The organism is Novosphingobium terrae, from assembly GCF_017163935.1.
Classification (GTDB): Bacteria; Pseudomonadota; Alphaproteobacteria; order Sphingomonadales; family Sphingomonadaceae; genus Novosphingobium; species Novosphingobium terrae.
Genome location: NZ_JABVZR010000001.1, coordinates 1,765,821 through 1,786,033 on the forward strand (window position 1 = coordinate 1,765,821; position 20,213 = coordinate 1,786,033).

General features: G+C 60.5%; 12 protein-coding genes. 8 read left to right on the forward strand and 4 right to left on the reverse strand.

From position 1 onward, the window contains the following. Window positions 1–72: 72 nt before the first annotated feature. Window positions 73–1,437: an MFS transporter gene (locus tag HGK27_RS08055; protein ID WP_206240061.1), complete on the reverse strand. Its 1,365-nt coding sequence runs from the start codon at window positions 1,435–1,437 to the stop codon at window positions 73–75. A gap of 191 nt (window positions 1,438–1,628) precedes the next feature. Here HGK27_RS08055 and HGK27_RS08060 point away from each other — a divergent pair, with 191 nt between their 5' ends. Continuing rightward, the gene (locus HGK27_RS08060) at window positions 1,629–3,875 is read left to right on the forward strand and encodes a TonB-dependent receptor (RefSeq protein WP_206240062.1); all 2,247 of its coding nucleotides are present in this window, start codon (window positions 1,629–1,631) and stop codon (window positions 3,873–3,875) included. Here the strand turns inward: HGK27_RS08060 and HGK27_RS08065 are convergent. Then, on the reverse strand, window positions 3,869–6,676 hold the full coding sequence (locus HGK27_RS08065; RefSeq protein WP_206240063.1) for an ATP-binding protein: 2,808 nt from the start codon (window positions 6,674–6,676) through the stop codon (window positions 3,869–3,871). The genes HGK27_RS08060 and HGK27_RS08065 overlap by 7 nt on opposite strands. Window positions 6,677–7,073: 397 nt before the next feature. Here HGK27_RS08065 and HGK27_RS08070 point away from each other — a divergent pair, with 397 nt between their 5' ends. From HGK27_RS08070 to HGK27_RS08085, 4 genes are all read left to right on the forward strand, one after another. After that, window positions 7,074–7,748, forward strand: a complete 675-nt coding sequence (locus HGK27_RS08070) for an alpha/beta fold hydrolase (protein ID WP_206240064.1) — start codon at window positions 7,074–7,076, stop codon at window positions 7,746–7,748. 113 nt (window positions 7,749–7,861) lie between these two features. Next, window positions 7,862–8,863, forward strand: a complete 1,002-nt coding sequence (locus tag HGK27_RS08075; protein WP_206240065.1) for a 3-hydroxyacyl-CoA dehydrogenase NAD-binding domain-containing protein — start codon at window positions 7,862–7,864, stop codon at window positions 8,861–8,863. Between the two features lie 31 nt (window positions 8,864–8,894). Then, window positions 8,895–9,806, forward strand: coding sequence for a hypothetical protein (locus tag HGK27_RS08080; RefSeq protein WP_206240066.1), 912 nt, complete (start codon window positions 8,895–8,897; stop codon window positions 9,804–9,806). Window positions 9,807–9,831: 25 nt separating this feature from the next. Then, window positions 9,832–10,509 carry an OmpW/AlkL family protein gene (locus tag HGK27_RS08085; protein ID WP_206240067.1) on the forward strand — a complete coding sequence of 226 codons (678 nt, stop codon included), beginning with the start codon at window positions 9,832–9,834 and terminating at the stop codon, window positions 10,507–10,509. Between the two features lie 70 nt (window positions 10,510–10,579). Here the strand turns inward: HGK27_RS08085 and HGK27_RS08090 are convergent, their stop codons facing one another. Together HGK27_RS08090 and HGK27_RS08095 are read right to left on the reverse strand one after the other, a co-directional pair. Next, window positions 10,580–11,443, reverse strand: a complete 864-nt coding sequence (locus HGK27_RS08090) for an alpha/beta hydrolase (RefSeq protein WP_206240068.1) — start codon at window positions 11,441–11,443, stop codon at window positions 10,580–10,582. 360 nt (window positions 11,444–11,803) lie between these two features. Further along, window positions 11,804–12,331, reverse strand: coding sequence for a hypothetical protein (locus tag HGK27_RS08095; protein WP_206240069.1), 528 nt, complete (start codon window positions 12,329–12,331; stop codon window positions 11,804–11,806). Window positions 12,332–12,669: 338 nt separating this feature from the next. On the opposite strand from HGK27_RS08095, the gene HGK27_RS08100 reads away from it, so the two are divergent. From HGK27_RS08100 to HGK27_RS08110, 3 genes are all read left to right on the forward strand, one after another. After that, the gene (locus HGK27_RS08100) at window positions 12,670–13,338 is read left to right on the forward strand and encodes a response regulator transcription factor (protein ID WP_241126937.1); all 669 of its coding nucleotides are present in this window, start codon (window positions 12,670–12,672) and stop codon (window positions 13,336–13,338) included. 112 nt (window positions 13,339–13,450) lie between these two features. Further along, window positions 13,451–16,465, forward strand: a complete 3,015-nt coding sequence (locus HGK27_RS08105; RefSeq protein ID WP_206240070.1) for a sensor histidine kinase — start codon at window positions 13,451–13,453, stop codon at window positions 16,463–16,465. Window positions 16,466–17,279: 814 nt separating this feature from the next. Then, a complete protein-coding gene (locus HGK27_RS08110; protein WP_206240071.1) occupies window positions 17,280–20,177 on the forward strand; it encodes a TonB-dependent receptor domain-containing protein in 2,898 nt (965 codons plus the stop codon). The last annotated feature ends 36 nt before the right edge of the window (window positions 20,178–20,213 follow it).

The window sequence follows — 20,213 nt, forward strand, 5'->3', positions numbered from 1 at the left end:
ACAGGCTGCGCGTTTGCAGCCTCTCGGCAATTTTGTAGAATTCCGCCCAATTTTTGAGGTTCGAGCGCAAATCTATCGGCCCGCAGCCTCGTTCGCGACGACACGGGGAGAAACGAAAACCAGGACAAACAAGAGCCCCAGTCCAATGACGCAAAACAGGCCCAGGGCAGCGCCAAAGAGGTGGCGTTCCACCAGCGGCAGAAATGCAAGCGGGGACAAGATTGCTCCCATGCGGTTGGCAACCCACAAGGATGTCGTGGCTTTGCCGCGGAGTTGGGCCGCAAAGAGATCGGATCCAAAGGTCGTCATGGACGGGAGGAATGCAGCGCTTCCCAGTGCCATCAAAATCATGGCGCCGGCGGACAGATTGAGATTGTGGCTTGCAAAGAAAACGAGAATTGCGCCGGTCATCAGGGCCGCGCAGGCGATCATGATGGTCCTGAAGGTGAGGCGATCGGCCAGCAGAGCCGAAGCACAGGTTCCAAGCACAGGTCCAAAGGTTGCTGCCGCCACATAGTAAAGCGTGTCGGACAAGCTGACATGGCGGGCCAGCAGGATCGGTCCGGCGACGAGTGGGAAAGCCACGGTGAGCCACGGCGTGAGAAAGTAAATGGTCGCGGCGAGCCCCCAGCGCGAACGCGGAATATCACGCCAGCGGCCGCTGTCCGCCGCCGGGGTGGGATCTGGGATCGTCTGCTCAAACTTCGATCGCTCGTTTGGGATTTGACCATCGGCAAAGCGAAGAAAGCGGTTGGTCACCGCTGACGCGGATCTCCCGGTTGATGTCAGCCAGTGGGGTGCTTCGGGCAGCATGATAAAGCCGGCCCAGCCTGCAAGGCAGCAAAACCCTCCGACATAATATGGCCAGCGCCATCCCTCGATGCCCCAGGGTCCCACTGGGCCAAGCCACCGGACTGCCATGAGAGCAGCCGGGGGCGCCAGATATCCGATGGCGCAGACCATGAAAATCAACCTGCCGCGGCGACGGATGGGTGCAATATCGGTCAGATAGGCAATCATCAGAGGCGGATAGGCCCCAAGCGCCAGACCCGAACAAAGGCGCGACACCGTGAGGAGGGAAGGGGTGGGACTGATCCCTGCCGCACTCGATGTAACGGCGAGCCATAGAAGCGTGAGCCCGAGAGAGCGTTTCGGTCCGATCCGGTCAGCAACCCATCCCACAGTTGGAGCGCCGAGAATCGCCCCGATGTAGACCGAGGACAAAAGCCAGGAAAGTGCCGCTCCATGCAACCTGTAGGGAGCGGCGCTGAAGATCACCGAAAGAGCATTGCCCAGGGTGATCTCCATGAGATCGATCGCAAAGCCAAAGGCGCATAGCACGGCTATGAGTGCGTGCAGCCTGGTGAGCGGTCCATGCTCGATGGCATGCAGATCCGAACTTTCGGAAAAGTGTCTGGCGGGACTTAAAGCGTTCATGATGGTCTCTTCGGCCGACCGCCGGCCTGACACGGCGGTAGCGTAAATAGGCATGAGGCGTGAGCCAACCGCGTTGAAATTAACAAGATTCACAAGAATTATCTGTCGCGTCGAAGGTCGCTCCTGCATCGTTTTCGGGAGGGAGACGCAGCATTTTCAATTCTGGCCGATCAGGCAATTCGCAGCGGTTCGTGACCGGACGAGCCCATGTCCTTCCAGCCGCTCTGGCTCTTCTCCCTTGGCCACAAGCCGCCGGTGCCCAGGACGCCAAGGACAGCGCTTCGATCGTCGTTACCGCCAGTCGCCGCGCCACAGCGTTGATCGACACGCCGATGAGCTTGAGCGTCATCGACAATTCCACGCTGCGCGCCACAGCGGCCGACGATTTTTCCGACTTCGCCCATCTGATCCCGGGACTGAGCTATACTGACTCCGGGCCGGGCAACAAGCGGTACGCCATCAGAGGCCTCCAGTCGGCGGGCGAACCTGAAGTCGCGCTTTATTACGATGAAATTCCGGTCGCAGGCCTACCCGGAGGCGCATTGGACACAGGAGACAGCCAGCCTGATATCAGGCTCTGGGACGTCGATCGTGTCGAAGTCCTGCGCGGGCCGCAGGGAACACTTTATGGCAATGGCTCGATGGGCGGAGCGATCAGGATCCTGTCGAAGCGTCCCGTTCTGAACAAGGTCGAAGCCGGGGCAGAAGCTTCGGGTGCCGTGACCGACGGTGGCGCTCCATCGGGACGCCTTTCGGGTATGATCAACCTGCCGATCCTGCGCGATGTCCTTGGAATCCGGCTGACAGGCTATTTCCGGCACGAGGGCGGCTGGATCGATACGACCCCGAACCCGGCAATCAAATTGCCTCAGCTTTCAGGGCAGAACGTGAACCCGGAGAAGACCTATGGCGGTCGCCTCTCGATTGGCTTCCAGCCCACGGCGGCATGGAACATCACGGCGATCGGCTATGCCCAGGACACCGATACCACCGCGTTTGATCTCTACCCGGCCTATGCTCAGGCAGGCGATCCCTATATCGCGAAGACCTATGTTCATACGCCCTGGCGCGACCGTATCCGTATGGCCAATGTCATCTCGACCTATCAGCTGGGTTTCGCCACGCTGACCGGAAGTGGCGCCTGGCAGCGGCGCACGCTCGATCGCACCACAGACACGACGCGATATCTGCTCAGCGTCTACGGTTGCAACGAGGCGACATGGAACAACGGTTGCACCACCCCGGCGACCTTCCCGGCAGGTTCGGACTCGCGTGAGACCGTCGAGGCCTGGTCGGGAGAGGTGAGGCTGGCTTCAAGTTCGAAGGGCAGGCTGCAATGGACTGTCGGCGGGTTCTATCAAAGTTCACGGACATCGCGCCGGGTGCAGGTCGCTCCCACGGACAGCGCGGGCAATCTGCAGTACGATTCTGCGAGCGGCGATGCACTGGGCAGACTGTTCGAGCGCGACAATCGCGATGGCTTCAAGCAGGATGCTGTGTTTGGTGAGGGGAGTTACGAGTTTCTCCCGCGCGTGACCGCTGACGTCGGGCTGCGATGGTTCCATTCGGACCGTTCGGACCAGCAGATCATCGTGCAGCAGTTCTTCGCGGGGCAGCCTACAGGACCTCAGCTTCCGCAACATTTCAGCCAGAGCCGGTTGTTCCAGAAGTACGAGCTCTCCTACAAGGTGCCCCGCCTGGGTCTGCTCTATGTGCAGGCGGCACAGGGCTTTCGCGCAGGCGGCCCTAACTACCCGGGCGGCTTTGCGGTGCAAGCGCCACCCTACCGGGCAGATTCCGTCTGGGATTACGAGCTTGGCTGGAAGCTGAAGCTGGATGACGCGCGCCTGTACTGGACGGCCGCTGTATTCCGGATTGATTGGAGCAACATGCAGCAGCTGGTGCCGACCGCGCTGTTCAACTACATCCAGAATGCGGGAGCGGCGCGCTCGGAAGGTTTTGAAAGCGAGCTGACCTACACCCCTGTGCGTGACTTAACCCTGACATCGGGCCTCACCTACAACAATGCGCGCCTTGTGGGTCCGCAACCTCTTCAGTCCACGCCTGCCCTGCAGCTCAAGGCCGGTGAGAAACTGGCGAATGTGCCTGATTGGACAGCCAACGCGTCCGTCGCCTATCGCTTTTCGCTCAAGCGAGGAAATGCGCTGACGGCGCGGCTGGACGGATCCTACCAATCTTCCCGAGGAAATCTGGTAGGGCTCGATAATCCGGCCTATTTTCGGATCGGCTCATCGGCGCTGGCCGACTTGCATCTTGGGTGGGAGAGCTCGCATCCATGGCGGTTCGGGCTCGATATCTCGAACCTGTTCAACACCTATGCTCCGATGTCGGCCAAGGCACTCGATTCAAATCTCGTCAGCACGGTGACGGCAGCCAGGCCCCGGACGATCAGCCTGCGCGCGGATATATCCTATTGAGGCGTGGAGAGTGCCATCAGAAGGGAGCGCGCGGTTGAGACGTCGCCGCCCTCATGCTTGCCCTCAAGGCGAAGCAGAATGTCGGCCAGCCTTTCGGAGGCAACAGATCTGTCCGCCTCTGCAGTGTCCAACCGGCCGATGCTCGATGTGGCCCGCAACTCCCAGGCCAAGGCACCCTGTTGGGCAGACGCGGCAATCGCGGCATCAAAAAGCTCTCGTGCCTGCGCGTGCCGACCGGTGGCCCGAGACTGGAGAAGCTGCTCTCCGCCGAGGCGCAGCACTTCGGGGCCGCACCAGCCGCACAGACCTTCCTTGGCGCGCGCTAGCAGGCTCGGAGAAACATAGTGCGGATCGACCGTGGCAAGCAGTTCTTCCTGCATCTGGCTCACGGGTCGTGCGTCGCGCGGCACCTGAAAGAGAACCCGTGGGCGGTACTGCCGGTTGAAAGCATTGCCGTAGCATTCCGCCAGCCGCGACCAGCGCTCGAATATATAGCGGTGGGCAACATCCAGAAGCTCTTCGATATGATTGTAGATGCTGATCTCGTCGCCAGACCAGAACGCCAACGGGCATGAGCCCATGGCCAGCACGAACGTTGTTGCCAGTGGCCCTTCCTTTCGGGCCAGCGCTAGGGCGTCATCGATGACGGAAAGAGCCTCTTCGCCGCGGCCTTCAATCCAGAGGCACCGGGCCTGAACGATCCGCATCGAAACCCGGCGGTCGATCGAGGTGGTGCTGTAGACCAGGGGGATCGCGCGGGCAGGGTGGTTGATCACGGCCTGGGCAAGGCTGCGCGCCCGTTCATACTCCCCGGCGAGTTGATAGGCTTGCGCTCCGACCCTGTCGCCAAGCAGCATCGCAAGCGGATCCCGCGCTTCCTTTGCGAGGGTGGCGAGACGGCGGACGCTTTCCAGCGCCTTTGCGATATCGCCGGTTTCGAGACTGTAGATGGCGCGCGCGACAAGGGGCTCGATCTGATAGCGCGTGTCATCGATCCGCGAGCTGAGGCGTTCGACCCGCTCGAAGATGGGGACAGTGATGTCCGGATCGGCCAGAGAGTTCAAGGCGTTGAGAGCCAGGGCGGATGCCAGGCGCAACTCGTGCAGGGGTGGGTCGCTCCCTGACTTGGACAGCAGCGAGAGGGCCCGTTCTCCGCGTTGCCTGAATTCGTCGAGCAATGACATCTGGAACCCGAAGGGCAGGGAGGCGATGATCAGGCTGGCAGCGATCGCCAGATCGCCTTCTCCCGAGAAGCTCCAGTCGAGCGCTGCCCGAACGTCGTCGGTGGTATGACCGTAGGCCTCCAGCCACTGATCGCGCGTCATGGTCTCCCACTGGAGTTGCGCCTTCGAGAGCAGGTTTTGGAAATGCATGGCATGGTGACGTTTGGCATCGTTACGCCCCTGCTGGACCTCCAGCTTTTCAGCGGCGTAGGTCCGGGTCACGAACAGCAATCTGTACAACGGAAACGGCCGGCCGACCTCAGTCAGGATCAGGGACTTGGAGGTGAGCGAGGCGATTGCATCAAGAACCTCTTCCTCGCTGATCGCGCCATAGGCGGCCAGATTGACCGCAGATTGCAGCGAAAAAGCGCCACGAAAGATTGAGAAGCGAGCGAGGACGATCTGTTCGACCGGGGAAAGGAGCTCATAGCTCCAGTCCAGCGCAGCCCGGATCGATTGCTGGCGGCTTTCTCCTCTTGCCTGGCGCACGGAAAGGATCAGCCGCTCCTCCAGGCCCCCGGCCATCTGGCCGTTGCCGAAAAGGTCCACCCGTGATGCCACCAGTTCGATCGCGAGAGGCAGGCCATCAAGATGGGCACAGATCGCGGAAACAGGGCCGGCCTGTGCGTCTGTGAACTCGAAATCGCTCGACGTGCTTCGGGCGCGGGCGACGAAAAGCTCAACCGCAGGATAGGCAATCGCTTGAGCGGCGGTCATCGTCGGTTGCATGATCGGGACGGCAAGCGGCAGCAGTCGGAAAACCCATTCCTCCTGCTGCGCGAGAGGTTCCCGGCTGGTGGCCAGGATGCGCAGACCAGGTGCGGCCTGAAGCAGTTGGTCGACCAGCCTGACCACGTGGTCGAGAACATGCTCGCAATTGTCCAGAACCAGCAGCAATCTCTTGTTGGTCAGAAAGGCCGTGAGATTGGCGACGGGGTCGTCAGCGAGAACCGCCACATCGAGGGCCGAGGCGATGACGTTGGGCAAGAGTGCCCCGTCTTCCAGGGGGGAAAGGCTGACAATCACCACTCGGAGAGAGCCCTCCGATTGCATCGCGTCACCCACGCATCGCGCGACGGAGGTCTTTCCCACTCCGGCTGGTCCGGTGATGGTGATCAATCGTCGACGTGAGACTTCGCTGGTGATGGTGGCAATGGCCTGACTGCGCCCGATGACCGTGGGGGCGGTAGGCGTCTCGCTGGATGCCGGTTTGGGAACCGTAGGTACGATGGTCTGGGTGCGGGTCACCGGCGCGCTGAACAGGTAACCCAGACCCGCGATGTTGATGATAAATCTGTCGCCGCCTTCCTGCTGGGAAAAGACCTTGCGAAGTGCTGCTATGTGGACGCGCAGATTGCTCTCTTCCACATAGGTGTGCGGCCAGGCGATGGCTACGAGCTGCTCCTTTGTGACAGGTTGCTCGGCACGCTCCACGAGTGCGATGAGAATGTCGAACGCTCTTGCTCCCAGGCGCACGGGCCTGTCCGCATGGGTCAAAAGACGCTTGGCCCGAAAGAGCTTGAAGGGCCCGAACAGGAAGATCTCGTCTGGACTATGGGAGCGTTCCGTTTCCTCCATCTTTCCCCCCGACGCCATCGGGCCATCTTTGTGCAATGCGGCATGTAAAATCAATTATGCCGAGGTATGTTGACCGAAGGATCAATGGCTTAGCTGGTCCAACACGGTGATGCGGATTGAAGGGTGCCGGTACAGCGTCCGCTCAATGATGCTGGATTCGTTCAAAAATCACATGTCTGTCACAGACCGCTTTCCCGTCACTGGCTAATCGTCACACCGGATGGCGGCGCTGAGGACTGCCCTCAGGGCATTTGGCGGCGGTGCGATGGCTTTGCCACGCCACCGCGGCACGAACCCAGCACCCCATGAGCCTATCAGAAGGCCGACCGTCCGATTGGTCGACATGTCTGAGCGCTGATCGCCTTGGCCCACAGCGGGCAAAAGAGAAGGAAAGACGATGATCTCCAATATTATCCTGGTGCATGGCGCCTGGGCTGACGGCACGAGCTGGCCCAAAGTCATTCCGCTGCTGGCGGAAAAAGGTGCGACCGTTGCTGCGGTTCAGTTGCCGCTCACCAGCTTCGCCGATGATGTCGCGGCGGTCCGCCGTGCGATCGCGCTGGCCGATGGCGATGTGGTGCTGGTCGGGCACAGCTATGCCGGCGCCGTGATCGGTGAAGCGGGCAACGACCCCAAGGTCGCGCGCCTGGTCTATATCGATGCTTTCGCACCCGACGCCGGCGAGTCGGCCGCTTCCCTGTTCTCCGAATTTCAATCGGCTCCGCTCGGCGCCGAAATCAGGCCGGACGCCGAGGGCTTTCTCAAGCTTACGGCGGAAGGGGTCACCAATCTGTTCGCGCAGGATCTCGAGGCTCCTGAGCAGGAGGTGCTCTACGCCACCCAGGGGCCGATCAACGGCGCTGCCATGGGCGGCACGCTCACCGAGGCGGCCTGGAAGACCCGGCCTACCTTCTACCTGGTCGGAACGCTCGATCAGGCAATTCTGCAGGTCGACCAGGAACGCATGGCCAAGCGGATGAACGCGACCATTGCTCATGTGGAAGCGAGCCATGTGCCCATGCTTTCCCACCCCGACGTGGTCGTGAACTTCATCCTGCAGGCGGCGGCCTGACCGTGAGCCATTGGGCGCCGACGCGATCGACGACGTCGGCGCCCCCGAGCACGGCCTGGAGCACTTCTCATGAAATCCATGGGTGGGGCCGGAGGCTTTTACTCGCTCTGGGCGTGCTCGAAGGCGCCCGTCCAGGCCTCAACCCTTGGAGAAAGCCATTGCCTGCTGCATCGCAACAATCATTTCCAATCAAGAAGGCCGTCGTGATCGGCGGTGGCGTGATTGGAGCATCATGGGCCGCACTGTTCCTGGCCAATGGGCTTAATGTGGTTATCAGCGATCCTGATCCCGAGATCGAAGCAAAGGCGACAAGCATCATCATGGATGCCGCGCCGGCTTTGAAGGCTCTGGGTTACGGTGTCGATGACATTACCGCCAATCTGGAATTCGAGAGCGATAATGCCCGAGCCGTGATCGGCGCCGACATCGTGCAGGAATGCGGTCCGGAAAACCTCGCCATAAAAAAGGCGATGTGGAACGTCATCGAAGCGATGGCCCCAGCTCATGCCCTGCTTTGCTCTTCCAGTTCGACGATCCCAGCATCTGTGCAGTCCGCGCATATGACGATGCCCTCGCGGCTGATTGTGGGCCACCCCTTCAACCCACCGCATCTGATGCCTCTGGTCGAGGTTGTGCCCGCTCCGGGAACGGACCCTGAAATCGTCGGCCGGGCTCTGGCGTTCTATCAGGGCATCGGGAAGGTCGCGCTCGAAATTTCGAAGGAAGTGCCGGGCTTTGTGGCAAACCGCCTGCAGGCTGCTTTTCTTCAGGAGGCTTTCTCCCTCGTCGAGCAGGGGGTCGTGCGTATCGATCAGCTCGATGACATCGTCACCAACTCGCTGGGCATTCGCTGGGCGACATCGGGTCCTTTCCTGTCAGCCCACCTTGGCGGCGGCGCGGGTGGGCTGGACCATTTCCTCAAGCATTTCGGTCCCACGATGGAGGCTGCCTGGCAGCATCTGGGCAAGCCTGAACTGAATGAGGGGACGCTTGATCTCTTCAGCTCTCAGCTGGCGAGGTCCTATGGGCTTACCTCCATCAGCGCCTTGGCCGAACGACGCGATGCCAAAGAAATCGCGGTCATGAACGGACTGAAGGGCTTCGATCACGCCTGATCCGTCCTTGTCTACAATCAGGAGATTGATCATGTCTCTTCCTTCCGACCGCGTCCTGCTGCTGAATATCGCAAAGCCCTCCCACCTGTTGTCCATCGCGCCGGATGGCAGCGATATCAAGGTGTTGGTGGAGGATCTCGGTGTTGCTCCTGACGGGATTGCCATTGATCCTGTCCGCAAGCACATTTTCTGGACCTACATGGGCGATACCCACGACGGGGGAGACTTCGGAGCCAATGACGGCTCGATCGAACGCGTCGATTTCGATGGTGGCAATCGGACTGTTATCATCCCCAAAGGCAAGACGTTCACCCCCAAGCAGATGAAATGCGATGCCGGCAACGGTCATATCTATTGGTGTGATCGAGAGGGCATGCGGGTCTGGCGTGCAAATCTGGACGGCTCGGAGCAGAAGATCCTGGTCGAGACAGGTTCATCCGAAGAGGATCGCCTGGATCGCAGTCGGCACTGCGTCGGCGTCGCCCTCGATCTGGTCAACGGCTATCTCTACTGGACCCAGAAGGGCAAGCCGAACGGCAATGAAGGTCGCATTTTTCGGGCATCTCTCGATCTGCCCGAGGGCATGGACCCCGCGGCTCGTTCCGACGTCGAGCTGCTTTTCTCGGCGTTGCCCGAACCGATCGATCTGGAATGGTCCGGGAAGACCGGATTTCTGTACTGGACGGACCGGGGAGACCCGCCGGAAGGCAACACACTCAACCGCGCTGACCTGCGAGGCACCGGGCCCTACGTGCATGAATGTCTTATCGGCGGTCTCCAGGAAGGCATTGGCCTTGCGCTGGACGAGGCAGGCCAGCGCGCCTTTGTGGGGGACCTTGGAGGTTTCGTCCGGGTCGTCGCGCTCGATGGTGACGATAGCGGCCAGGTGATCTTTTCCGGCCATGGGCCGCTCACCGGCCTTACCTATCTGGCCCATGCCTAGGTCGAGGCATCGCGGGCCGATTGCCATGATGCGCACGGTGTTTGCAGGCGCCGCGCGCCTTGGTGGCATTTTGATGCTTGGTGCCGCCGGCCCGGCGGCTGCTCAAGGAGTCACCGGCGATCAGACCCCGAACCCGGATGGTCTCCGGATACACGCAGGGCCAGGCGTTCTGTTTTTCGACACAAAGGCCGCAATCAGGATCGAGGGGGTGCTGGCCAGCGCCGCCTCGATCTCAATCGACCCTGATCCAACGCTCATCATCGAAATCGGATATCGGCGGCGACATCTCGGCGTCTCGATAACGGGTGGCGTTCCTCCGCAGGCGACCGTCGCCGGAGCAGGAATCCTCAATCCCCTGGGCGCGCTCGGGGGCATCCGATATGGTCCTGCCGTGCTGACCGCTCAGTTCTATCCCAAACTCTCTGGCCGCTTACAGCCATATGCCGGTGTTGGGCCGGTCTTTCTCTTTATTTTCAAGAACCATGATGCCGCGCTCGATGGGCTCAATGTCCGAAACACGATCGGGGCAGCCTTGCAGTTGGGTGCGGATTACCGGCTGACACTGCGGTGGAGCCTTTTTGTCGATGCGAAGCGAGCCCTGCTTCGAACCGATGCCACGGCTTCGCTCGCAGGCGCGCCGATCCAGGCGCATATCCGCCTGGATCCGACTGTCCTGACGACAGGGCTTTCGTACCGCTTTTGATGACTCGTCTCGTCTACGAGCCTGCGCTCTGCCTAAGGTTTGCGGAGCGGCGAGCTGTGACTGTCCGATCTCATGGGCCAGGGTCGTGGCCGTCAATCGGCAGCGCGAAGTCGAGGAACGGATTGATCGCGCTCCACGGGACGCTGTTATGGGTCTGGCCTTCGAAGATCTGAAAGCCCATCGGCCAATGGCGGGCTGCGAAATATGGGCGCAGGGTTGCTGCCATGTCCTGTGCATTGCCGACCATGCGGACATAGCGCAGTTCCTCCGCCAGTTCCGTGCCACTCATCTGGCCGATTCTCATTCCTTTGGGCGCCTGCTCTTCCAGACCGCCCACGCCGATAATCAGCCGGATCGTGTCACTGCGCTGCGCGGTCAACCGCTGGAATTGCGGGACCTCGCTGAAAACTGCACGACCGCTCCGCCACAGCGACGGACTGAGCGCAAGCCAGCTCTTGAAGGTGTCAGGGTGAGTGAGCATCGAATGCATCACGAACTGCCCGCCCAGTGACCAGCCGAAGAGGATGTCGCGCTTCGGGTCGAGCGGCGCCTGCGCTGCGGCCCAGGGTTTGACCTCCTGCTGGATGACCTGGAGAAATGCATCGGCTCCGCCATAGGGTGGGTTAGGGCCGTAATCCTTGATGATCGCCTTTTCCTGAGCCGTGAGGTCTTTGGGTGTGAAATCGAGGGTGCGGTCTGCGGGGCGCGTGCCATCGCCGCTTGCGATCCCCACCACGACCGCGGGTTCGATTTCGCCGGCCTGCGACCGGTTTCGCACGGCTTCGGCAAAGGTGCCGAAGAGTGCATTGCCATCAAGGACATAGATCGTGGGATAGCCGCCAGGGGGAGGCGCGTGATGTGGAATGAAGACCTGGATGCGATAGGCCTCGCCATTGATAGTCGATTGGAAATCCCGCTGCCGCGTGGATGCCATGCTGGCAGCTATGGGAGCTTCGGCCGCCGTAACCATGCCGGGACATGCCAGGCAAGAGGTGAGTGCGAGCAGGGCTGCGAACGAATAGGACCTGAATGGGCGAGGTACGCGCTGGCATGACATGTGGCCGGCTTTCCTTCTCTTGGCATTCGATGCCATCATGACCCGGAATGAGCTATGGATGGCACAATCGCGATATTGCCGCCGTCCGGAGGCGTCCTGTTGAATCTTGCTCAAATGATATGACGATCCGGTAGACTTGGAGAGACACTTCCGAGCGCACTACAGAAAGGTGGACCGCTGGCGCAGGCCGAGGGAAGCAACGGTCAGCTGCTTCAAGCCTGCTGCCTCAATGCTCGATCATTCAAGAGAGCTTCCCGGATAGGGCGCTTCCCTGGACATACGCTGCTCTTGAGGATGCCTGCTCCGCACTGATGGCCGTGGCCCGGGATGATTGAAGGGCGCCGAAGATATCTCGCCCCCGGATGCGATGATGTCATCTGGCGCAACCGCCGCAAATTGCGCGAAGAGCGAGGCTGCTGCTTCCCGCGTTCCCGGCGTCAGAGTGTCGATATAGATGAGCTGCGCAACCTCAAGGTCGATGACGGCCTCTCCGATGATCGCCTCTGTCTGCGTATCGGCAAAGATGGCTACTGACCCGTCAGCTCTTTCGACCGCCCGCCGCACCGCTGCGACGTCGGCTGCGAAGCTGGAAAACGAGAGTTGGACCGAGGCGACATTCATGCCTTTGAGCATGGGGGCAACCGTAGCCCAGCTCGTGGCATCGCTTGATGCGGCATGGACGAGGAGCACGTTCGATACCCCGTTGATTGCAGTCTGGGCAGTGTCGGTCGGGTATGATGAAGTTCGGGGGGCGCTCACGATCATCACACTCCTCCGGCGCTGGGCGGCCTATGCTCGCCCGGCAAAGGCGGCAGGTGCGCGCAATCATCGGCGTACCTGGCGGATACCATCCTCGAATGCCTCATTGCTGATTGACGATCATCGGACACTTGGAACCCTGTCTGAACCCGCGCGAGCGGCGCGCTTGGCAAATCAGGAGCATGGTGAAGGTTGTGAAGGCAGGAGGCGATATCGAATGGGGGAGGGAAAAATTATCTTTTGGTTATCCGGCTCGATCGAGCTTGGTGGCACATGGATATTGACCATAGCATGGGTTATCGAGCGTCTCTGAGACCTATAGGATCTCGAAAGGAGAGCCGGATTTGACCACTAATGCGAATCGGGCAAAGGGTGTGTTCGCTTCCGGGTCGGGTGAGAAAATCCGCATTCTTGTCGTGGATGATCATGAATTGCTGCGCGACGGTGTCGTCGCCTTCGTCAACCGGCAGCCCGATATGGTTGCCGTCGGGCAAGCCACCACCGGAACAGAGGCCATTGAGGCCTATCGCCAGCTCAGGCCCGATGTCACGCTGATGGACCTCCAGATGCCGGGCATGAGCGGATTGGATGCGCTGGAGGCGATCCGCGCCTTTGATCCCAAGGCGTGCGTTCTTGTGCTGACGACCTTCACCGGCGATGTTCAGGCCACGCGCGCCTTGCGGGCGGGCGCCGCTGGCTACGTGCTCAAGAACACCCTGCGGCGGGAGCTTGGCCATGCGATCCGGGGCGCGTTCCAGGGACACCGAATCCTGCATCCCGAAGTTGCTCAGGCACTTGCTCTGTCGAGTGATCAGGAAGAACTCCTACCGCGCGAGATTGAGGTTCTGGCACTGGCGGCCAGAGGGAAGTCCAACAAGCTTATCGCCCATACCTTGGGACTGTCCGAGGACACCGTGAAGGCTCGGTTTCGCAGCATCTTCAACAAACTCGACGTCACTGATCGGACCCATGCCGTGACGGTGGGCTTCCGGCGGGGCATCATCGACCTGTGAAGTTGGAACCGGTGAACCGCCCCACCGGCATATTGTCATATTTTTCTACGGTTGCGCTGATAGTTGGCCAACGGCATCATCGCGGCGGGGTTAGGCGTTTTTTGGGATCGACATGAAGCTGATGCGGCGACACCGCTCTAAATATGCCCTTTTGGCCATCACGCTGTCTGTCCTTTCGACCGGGCCCGGTCGTGTGGCAGGCGCATCGCAACCGCCCGGCAGATACAGTTTCGAGCATTTCGCCTATTCATCGAACAATGGGTCTCCGCCCGATGTCGGCGCGATCGCACAGGACAAGAACGGCGACCTCTGGCTGGCCAGCCAGACTGGTCTGTTTATCTTCGATGGCCTGCATTTCCAGCGCTTCCACCCGACCGGTTCGCAGGATCTGCGCAGCGATCTGACCTATTCCATGTTCCTCGACAGCAAGCAGAGACTGTGGTTCGGCTACTACAGCGGCGGGGCTTCGGTCATCATCAACGGGCGTGTCGCCAACTTTGACGCTGGATTGCCCAAGGGGCCGCTCAAGACCTTCGCTGAGGATCGGGACGGGCGGATCTGGGCCATGTCGGTCAAGGGACTGTCCTATTTTCAGGATAATCACTGGCAACTCTTCAGCGGCGGATTGAAGCCTGAATTCGGCATTCCCTATGTGATGCTGGCCGCCAGAGACGGTACCCTGTGGTTGGCGACGAATTCGACGCTGCTTTTCTTGCGTCCCGGCGCGCATGCTTTCGAGCGTAGCAACGTCGCTGTGAAGGAGCCCTGGGCAATGGAGCAGGGGCCTGACGGGCGCCTGTGGCTCTCGGATGAGGGGCATGGAACCCGGCCGATCCTGCCGGCGGGCGCCGGTTCTGTCTCGACCGGGTCGGACACCTTCCCCGATCTGGTGGCCCGACGGCTGCTTTTCGATCGCTGGGGCAATTTGTGGCTGGTGTTGCAACGACAGCCCGGCATTGCGCGCATCGCCAATCCTGAGAGAGTTGCCACAGGCAGGGCCGTGGCGAAGGAAGATATCTCCGCTAGCTACGATGCCTCGAACGGGCTCAGCGCCGACCGTGCCGACACGGTGATTGAGGACCGACAAGGCGTGATCTGGGCTGGCACGCGCTTCGGGGTCGACAGATTCCTGCCTGTGAATTTCTCGATGCGGCCGGACATCGTGACCACGCCTCGCACGGGCTACCGTTTTGTCCAGTCGCCCGACGGACGGATCGCCATAGCCAATGACGACACGATTTCTCTCTATCCAGACGAGAAGGCGCCTGCGCATATCATCAAGGCCTCCGGCGCAGTCCGAAGTCTGCGCGCGGATCGGAACGGAAGTCTGCTTGCAGCGGGTGATTTCGGGCTGGCGCGGATCGTCGGCGAAAGCCTCCAAAACATCGCATTGCCGCCGCATCTCAAGAGCTCCATGCTCTTCGACTGCCAGGTCGCTCGGGATGGTTCCATATGGGTGTTGACCCGGCAGGATGGCGTGTTCGTTCTGCGGGCGGGCCGATGGAGCCAGGTCCTTCCGCAGGCCATGGTCGGCGCGGCCTCGCCGCGCGTGATGCTGCTCGACGGTCGGGATCGATTGTGGGTCGGTTTGGATAACAACGCGGTCGGGTTGTATTCCGATGGAACGTTCAGGCGCTTTGGTGCCGAGGCGGGATTTAAGACAGGCTTTCCCCAATCCGCGTTGGCGGTGGGCGACAAAATTCTGGTGGGTGGTGAACTTGGGCTAGCAGGCTTCGACGGAGAGCACTTTCACACCATTCTGAGCCAAGACCACCCGCATATGAGCCTGATTTCCGGTTTGGCGCAGGATCGAAGCGGCAATTTATGGGTCAGCGGCAGCCGTGGCATCTCCGAACTAAAACCGGAGCAATGGGAAACCCTGATCAAGGCCGGCAGACCTGACCTTCATGTCGATCTCATGGCGCCTGTGGGTGAGACGCTTTTCTTTTCGCAGTTGAACTGCTGTGAGAACACGATCCTGCGTACCGCTCAGGGCAATCTGTGGTTTCTGACGATGCGAGGAATCGCCTTGATCGATCAGACACGGCGGCCGGCCCTGTTCGCGCAGCCCCGACCCATCTTTCGCTCGGTCGCCTCCAATGGGGAGGAGAGGGCGATCTCGGATCCTCTGACGCTCTCGGCGGGCTCACCCGACATCAACATCGAATATACCTCCGACAGCATCGCCAACGCCCAGCAGATCCAGTTCCGCTATCGGCTCGTGGGTGGCAGTGATCACCGTTGGATCGATGCAGGGTCGCGCCGCCAGGCATCCTACACGTCGCTCGCCAAAGGTGATTATCGCTTTGAACTTGAAGTGAAGCAGGGGAATGGAGAATGGAGCGGGCAGATCGCGACGCTGCATTTCATTGTTCCGCCGACCTTCGCTCAAACCCTTTTGGCCAAGGTCTTGGCCGCTCTGGTGGCGGGCGGCGCGATTGTGCTGATCTATCGCATCCGCCTGCGATATGCGATGGATGCCCTTCGCAAAAGGCTCGATGACCGGACAAGGGAGCGTGAGCGGATTGCGCGCGATCTTCATGACACCTTGCTGCAGTCGGTGCAGGCCCTGATTTTGCGCATCGACAATGCGCGGCAGGACATTCCCGTCGAATCTCCGGCCTATGGAGAGTTGGACACCTCGCTGGAGCAGGCTGAAAACGTGGTCGAGCAGACACGTCGTACCCTGCAGGGGCTCAGACTATCGGACAATGGCATTGGTCTGGACCAATTGCTCGGCAGGCTGATCCAGACCGTGAGGTTCCCGTCCGAGGTCGCACTCTCTTTCGACGCGGTCGGTGATTTCAGCCGCTTGAACCGGGATGTGCAGCAGGAAGTGGCCTTCATTGCGCACGAGGCTCTCTCCAATGTCGCCCGGCACGCGGAGGCCAAAGCTGTCAGCATCCAGGTTCAACTGGACCGCAAGGGACTACAACTCCTCGTAACGGACAACGGGCGCGGGATTCCGGGAGACGTCCTGGTTCATGGCGGTCGCGAGCGACATTTCGGCCTGGTCGGCATGCGTGAGCGCGCCGAGCGCTTGAAAGCCAGTCTTGAGATATCGAGCGAAGACGGGGTGGGAACCCGCGTCCTGCTAAAGGTGCCGGCTAAATTCTGCGTGAATTGAATATAGTGTGAGTTCCAGGCGCTTTTTTGGTTCGATTTCCGAGATGATGATCCGAGCGATGTTAGGACACGCATCGCAGAATGTGACCAAGGACTGCATCCACATCGATGAGGCCTTGAAGCTTGCAGTCGAGCGGGCGTCAGCCGAAATTGCTATACTGCCAGGGTTCACGCATCCGGCTCAGGATTGATCCCTCCGACCTCGCAGCACTTCGTAGATCGTTGTCTCAGTTCGTCAACGCGCGCAATGATTCGAGCCTATTGATCCAGCCTTGATTATGTAATTCTGACCCAAGGAAGAGGTTGAATAATCTACCGATTGAAGCAGAGTGGGAAGTTTAAGTATCCAATAGGGCGAATGACGTAACTGCGTACAGTTGGTCAAATGCAGCTCGGCAATGTTCGTGTAGCGATATGATACAAAATATCTTTGGATATACCCTGAATTTCGTCAACCCATTCTAGCGAGAAGCAAAAGTTCGCCGCGACGCAACATGCCATCGCAAAAATATCAAATCCACAAACCAAACGCCCACTTGCCCCGCCGATGAGTCCCTCGACGGTTTGTAGCATAATTGCAACAGTATGGCGGTTTTATACTGACAACGATGTCAGCTAGTTTGCCAGATGCTGGGCTATCATCAATACATCAAATGTAGTTCTCAAGCCTGATGGTATCATAACCCCAATAACAGGCTCACTCTCGGAATCTTGGGGGCTACATTACCATAATCATTATCGTGGCAAAAATTCTCTTCGTAGAAGGGAGCGGAGCGGCGTGCGTGAAATAGGAATGATTTCGAATGGCAGCGACAATGAATATCGTACTAAAGCTTAGCGCGGCACCGATTGCACTGAGCATTGCTCTGATTTCCAGTTCTGCTTCGGCGCAAGGCGTACCAGCGAATGCATCTGACGCGAAGGATGCCGAGAACGCGATCGTCGTCGTCGGCTCTTCTATCAAGCAGGCGATCGACAAGTCGCCCTTGCCCGTGACTGTTCTCTCCTCCGCAGATATTGCCAAGACGGGCCAGATGTCTGCTACCGATGTCATTCAGAACCTGCCCGCGATGCAGGGCTTCGTGCCTGCGTCCAGCTCGGTCAATGGCGGTGGTGGGGGCGTGTCGACCGCTGCCATCCATGCCCTGCCTTCCAAGTATACGCTGACCTTGCTTGACGGTCAGCGGGTCGCTCCGCAGGCGCTTGGCTCCGTGCAGGGCGGCGGCTACGGCGTCAACATCGAGTCCATCCCGCTCGAGGCGGTGGAGAGCATCGAAGTGCTGCGCGACGGCGCGGGCGCGCTCTATGGCGCCGATGCCGTGGCCGGTGTGGTCAACTTCCGCCTGAAGAAGGACTACAACAAGTTCGACGCCTACATCACCGGCTCGGCGCCGCAGCGCAAGGGCGGCAGCAGCTGGAGCGCGGGCTTCAGCAAGGGCTTCGGCAAGCTCTCGGAAGACGGCTACAACGTCTTCGTGAGCTACAGCCATGACGTGCAGGGCAGCCTGGGCGCCTCGCAGCGCAGCTTCTCGCGCAATGGCGCCGTGTTCCCCTTCACCGCCAATGGCAAAAGCTATTTCATGAACAATGCCACGGGCAACACCGAGCCGGCGAACATCTCGTTCTCCAGCAACGGCAAGTCCTACGCGTACAGCCCCTATCTGATGGCCAACGGCAATTGCGGCAACGCACTGGCCGCCCCGCAGACGACGGACGGTAGCACGACCTGTCGCTTCAACTATGCCGGCACCGTGCAGGACATCCCCTATTCCAAGCGCGACAGCGGCATGTTCAAGGCCACGGTCAAGGCCGGCGAGAGCGGTGAGGTCTGGGTCTCGGGGATCTTCTCGCAGTATGACATGACGGCGCAATATGCCGCCTCGGCCCAGCCGATGGGCATCAACGCGACCACGCGCTTCCCCTCGCTGTGGAACAAGTATGTCGTGCCCTATATGGCCGCCAACGGCATCGACCCCTCGACGGTCACCTCCGCAACGCTGGGCTATCGCTCGATCTCGGCCGGTGGCCGTGCCGACGATTACGGCTCGATGATGTCGCATATCTCGGCGGGCTATGACGGCTCGTTCAAGGGCTTCGACATCCATCTGGCGCTGACCGAATCGCATGTCCACGCCACCGACTCGGCAGCCGGCGGCTACACCGACTACAACCAGCTGGCCGCAGCCGTGGCCTCGGGTGCCTATGACCCCGTGACCGGCCAGGGTGCCAGCGCGCTTCAGTCGTCGCTGCTCAACGGCTATCGCTTCAGCACCACCGATTCCGACGTGAAGAGCGCCAAGCTGAACATTCAGCACAAGCTGTTCGCGCTGCCGGGCGGCGATGCGATCATGTCGCTGGGCGGCGAATATGATCACACCAGCTACAAGGTCAGCTATGGCGATCTGATCCTCTCGCAGAGCGGCTTTGCCACGCAGCCCGCCAGCAGTGACTATCCGGTCGGCGGAAGCTACGGCCAGGTGCCGTTCAGCGCCAAGCGCGGTAACTGGGGCATCTTCACCGAAATGAAGTTCCCCGTCACCAGCAAGCTGGAGATCAACGCACAGGGGCGCTACGACAGCTACTCGCGCGTTCACAGCGACAATGTCTACTCCTCGACGCAGACCGACAGCAACGGGCTGTTCGTGCAGCTGCCCTCGGCCAATCTGGGCAATACCTTCAACTCGGCGACCGGCAAGCTGGCGCTGCGCTACACGCCCAACCGCTACATCGCCTTCCGTAGCTCGATCGGCACGGGCTTCCGCGCCCCTGCTCTGTCGGACATCGCTGGCGCGGTGGTCTTCAACGGCACCACCTCGGGCACCTATGGCTGCCCGTTCCCGGGTTCCGCGGGCTGCCAGCCAGGCAGTGCGCAGTATGACCTGCTGCTGGGGCCCAACGGCCAGAGCGGCGCCAATGGCCTGAAGCCGGAGAAATCAGTCAACTGGGGTCTTGGTGTGGCCATCACCCCCAGGTCGGGCCTGTATTTCAATCTGGACTACTGGAACGTGAAGATCACGCACCAGATCCAGTCGCAAGGCATTGCGGAACAGGACGGCTTCACCAATCCGGGCAAGTACGGCAGCCTCTTCGTCAACCCCTACCAGGATCCGGCCGGTTACCAGACGATCGCCTTCCAGCAGCTGCCCTTCAACGGCGGCGAGGCGAAGTATTCGGGCATCGACTGGGATGTTGGCTATTCGACCCGCACCCCCATCGGTAAGCTGAGCGCCAACTGGAGCGGCACCTGGATGCTGACCCAGAAGTACAGCTACAGCGATGGCGGCACCTACAACACAGATCTGGGCACCTATGGCCCCGATCAGCAGGTGGTGTTCCGCGTGGTGTCCCAGGCGAGCATCGGGCTGGAAACGGGCAAGTTCTCGAACAGCTTCACCGGTCATTTCAAGTCGGGCTATCACGATCAGGCCTACACCGCAGCGCAGGGCGTGATCTTCACCAATGTCAACGGTCAGCCCGGCACGGCGGTCGACTTTGGTGGCCTGAGCATCCCGGCCTATGTGACGGTGGACTGGCAGGGCTCCTATCAGGTCAATGCGATGTTGAAGGTGACCGTGGGGATCAAGAATCTCACCGACAAGGATCCGCCGCTCTCGCTGCAGACCGGCGGTGGTGGCAACCAGGTCGGCTATGACGGTCGTTATTACGATCCGATCGGCCGCAGCTTCTACGGACGCGTGAACGTCAAGTTCTGATCAAACGATGGGCGTCTCCCCTGGAGGCGCCCATTT